4 protein-coding genes are annotated in these 3,525 nt (G+C 30.7%); all 4 read left to right on the forward strand.

Annotated features, from left to right (window positions below):
* The coding region (locus HOG88_RS05815; RefSeq protein WP_367234686.1) for a PIG-L deacetylase family protein at window positions 1–405 on the forward strand (405 nt) is incomplete at its 5' end.
* Window positions 402–1,034 (forward strand): methionyl-tRNA formyltransferase, encoded by a 633-nt coding sequence (locus tag HOG88_RS05820; protein WP_295004159.1) that lies wholly within the window; start codon window positions 402–404, stop codon window positions 1,032–1,034. The genes HOG88_RS05815 and HOG88_RS05820, both read left to right, overlap by 4 nt.
* Before the next feature lie 3 nt (window positions 1,035–1,037).
* Window positions 1,038–2,720 (forward strand): formate--tetrahydrofolate ligase, encoded by a 1,683-nt coding sequence (locus tag HOG88_RS05825; RefSeq protein WP_295004161.1) that lies wholly within the window; start codon window positions 1,038–1,040, stop codon window positions 2,718–2,720.
* A 21-nt stretch (window positions 2,721–2,741) separates the two neighbouring features.
* Window positions 2,742–3,525 (forward strand): pseudaminic acid synthase (gene pseI, locus HOG88_RS05830; protein ID WP_295004163.1); only part of this gene is annotated, 784 nt, incomplete at its 3' end.

Consider the following 3,525-nt stretch of genomic DNA (forward strand, 5'->3'; position numbering starts at 1 on the left):
CTTGATATTATCAAAGTTATATCAAAAGTTAAAGAGGAAGTGAAACCTGATATAATATTTACTCACTACGAAGACGACTTAAATATAGACCATCAGATAACATATAAAGCAGTTATAACAGCAACTAGACCTATGGAAGATGAATGTGTAAAAGAGATATATAGTTTTGAGATACTTTCATCTACAGAGTGGAACTATCCATTGTCTTTTTCACCTGATACTTTTTTTGATATAAGTGATACAATTGATCTAAAAATAGATGCCATGAAAGCATATACTTCAGAGTTGTGTGACTATCCTCATCCAAGAAGTTTAGAGGGTATAGAGCTAAATGCAAAATATCAAGGGATGAGAGTTGGAAAGAAATATGTTGAAGCATTTAAAAGTATAAGAGTAGTTAAGTGAAAATAGCAATATTAACTTCACTTAATCAATGGTTTGTTCCTTATGCAATAAAATTAAAAGAGGAAATTGATAATTCAGAATTGTTTTTTTCCCACAAAGAAATTGATCAGACTTATAGTATAGTTTTTATATTAGGTTATCACAAAATAATTGAAAAACAATATTTAGATTTACATCAGCATAATATTGTAGTTCACGAGAGTGCTTTACCTTTAGGTAAAGGTTGGGCTCCAATGTTTTGGCAAGTATTAGAAGAAAAAAGCAGTATACCCTTTACAATGTTTGAAGCTGGTTTAGGTATTGATGATGGTGATATTTATATGCAAAAAGATTTAGTATTAACTGGTTATGAACTAAATAATGAATTGAGAGAAAAACAAGCAAAACATACTATAAATATGTGTTTAGATTTTTTAACTAATTATGATAATCATAAAGTAGCTAAAAAACAAAAAGGAAAAGAAACTTTTTATAAAAAAAGAACTTCTAAAGATAGTGAATTAAATATTAATAAGTCTATTAAAGAACAATTTAATTTGCTAAGAATTGTAGATAATAAAAATTATCCTGCTTTTTTTTTAATAAACGATAAAAAATATAAAATAAAGATAGAAGAAATAAAGGAATAGCATATGTCAGATATTAAGATAGCGCAAAATGCAAATATGAAACCTATTATCGAATTAGCAAAAGAACTTTATAATATACCTATGGAAGAACTAGATCCATATGGACATTATAAGGCTAAACTATCCTTAGAGTATATAGATAAACTTTCTCACGAACAAAATAAAAAAGATGGGAAACTTATTCTTGTAACTGCAATATCTCCAACACCAGCTGGTGAAGGTAAAACAACTACTACAGTTGGTCTTGGAGATGCATTAAATAGTTTGAATAAAAAAACAATTATTTGTTTAAGAGAACCATCTCTTGGTCCTTGTTTTGGATTAAAAGGAGGAGCTACTGGTGGTGGTTATTCACAAGTAGTACCCATGGAAGATATAAACTTGCATTTTACAGGTGATTTCCATGCTATAGGTGTTGCTCATAATTTGCTTTCTGCTATGATTGATAATCATATACATCATGGAAATTCTCTACAAATTGATTCTAGACGAGTTAAATGGAAAAGAGTTGTAGACATGAATGACAGAGCTTTGAGAGATATAACAGTTGGCCTAGGTGGAGTTTCAAATGGTTATATAAGAGAAGATGGTTTTGATATAGTTGTTGCTTCTGAAGTCATGGCAATTTTATGTTTAGCAACTAATCGTGCCGATTTAAAAGATAGATTGGGTAGAATAATTATAGGATATAAAACAGATAAAATAACACCAGTTTATGCTAGCGATTTAAAAGCAGATGGAGCTATGGCAGCACTTTTAAAAGATGCAATTAAACCAAATTTTGTGCAAACATTAGAAAATAATTTAGCCATAGTTCATGGAGGACCATTTGCAAATATTGCTCATGGGTGTAATAGTGTAACTGCTACAAAAACTGCATTAAAACTAGCAGATTACACTGTTACAGAAGCAGGATTTGGAGCTGATTTAGGAGCTGAAAAGTTTATCAATATTAAATGTAGAAGTGCAAAACTTAATCCTTCTGCAGTAGTCATTGTTGCAACAGTAAGAGCACTTAAATATCATGGAGGTGTTGAATTAGATCATTTAAATCAAGAAAACTTAAAAGCACTTGAAAAGGGTTTTGAAAATTTAGAACGTCATATTCATAATGTAACTAAAAATTATGGTTTAAATACAGTCGTTTGTATAAATAATTTTACTTTTGATACGGATTCTGAAACTAATCTGATAAAAGAAAAATGCGAAAAACTTGCTGTTAAGTGTGTAGTATCAAAGCATTGGGCGGAAGGATCAAAAGGTGCACAAAACTTAGCTAAAGAAGTTTTATATATTGTAGATAATCAAGAAGCGAAATTTGAATATTTGTATGAAGATAGTCTCTCTATCTGGGAAAAGATAAAAACTGTAGCAACTAAGATATATGGTGCTAGAGAAGTTATTGCAAATGATAAAGTTAAGTCTGAAATAGAACAACTACAAGGTAAGTATGGAAAACTTCCAATTTGTATGGCAAAGACACAAATGTCATTTTCAACCGACCCTTCTTTAAAAGGTGCTCCATCAAACCATGTGGTAGAAATTTCTCAAATTAAATTAGAAAATGGAGCTGGATTTATAGTTGTAATTGCTGGAAATATGATGACAATGCCCGGTTTACCTAAAGTTCCTACAGCAGAAAAGATTAATATTGATGATGATGGAATAATTACAGGTCTCTTTTAAATAATAACAAAAAGGAAAAAAATGAAAATAGGTAATTTTAATTTAAATAATGATGGCACATATATAATTGCAGAATTGAGTGCAAATCATAACGGTAGCTTACAAAATGCTTTAGATACAATAAAAGCAGCAAAAGAAATCGGTGCAAACTGTATAAAGCTACAAACATACACATCAGATACTATGACACTTGATTGTAAAAAAGATGACTTCATAGTTAAAGGCGGAACTTTATGGGATGGAAAAAGCTTATACGAGTTATATCAGTGGGCTACCACTCCATGGGAATGGCATAAAGAATTATTCGACTATGCCAGAAAAATTGAGATTGATATATTCTCTTCTCCATTTGATAAAACAGCAGTGGATTTTTTAGAACAATTTAATCCGTCAGCTTATAAAATAGCATCCTTCGAGATACCTGATCATGAGCTTATACGATATACAGCATCTAAAATGAGACCTATTATTATCTCTACGGGTATTGCTACTATTGATGAGATACAAGATGCGGTTGATATATGCCGAAGTGTAGGAAATGATGATATAGTTTTACTTAAATGTACTAGTGCATATCCAGCACCACTAGAAGATGCAAATCTTGCTACCATATCAAATCTTGCTCAAACTTTTGGAGTAATATCTGGTTTTTCAGATCATACACTTGGGTCAACAGCACCTATAACAGCTGTTGCACTTGGTGCAAAAGTTATCGAAAAGCATTTTATTTTAGATAAATCTATCGGTGGGGCTGATGCTGATTTTTCTATGGACAAAAAAGAGTTTGCTAGTATGATAAAAGATA

The sequence above is a fragment of the Sulfurimonas sp. genome (assembly GCF_018698455.1).
Lineage (GTDB): Bacteria > Campylobacterota > Campylobacteria > Campylobacterales > Sulfurimonadaceae > Sulfurimonas.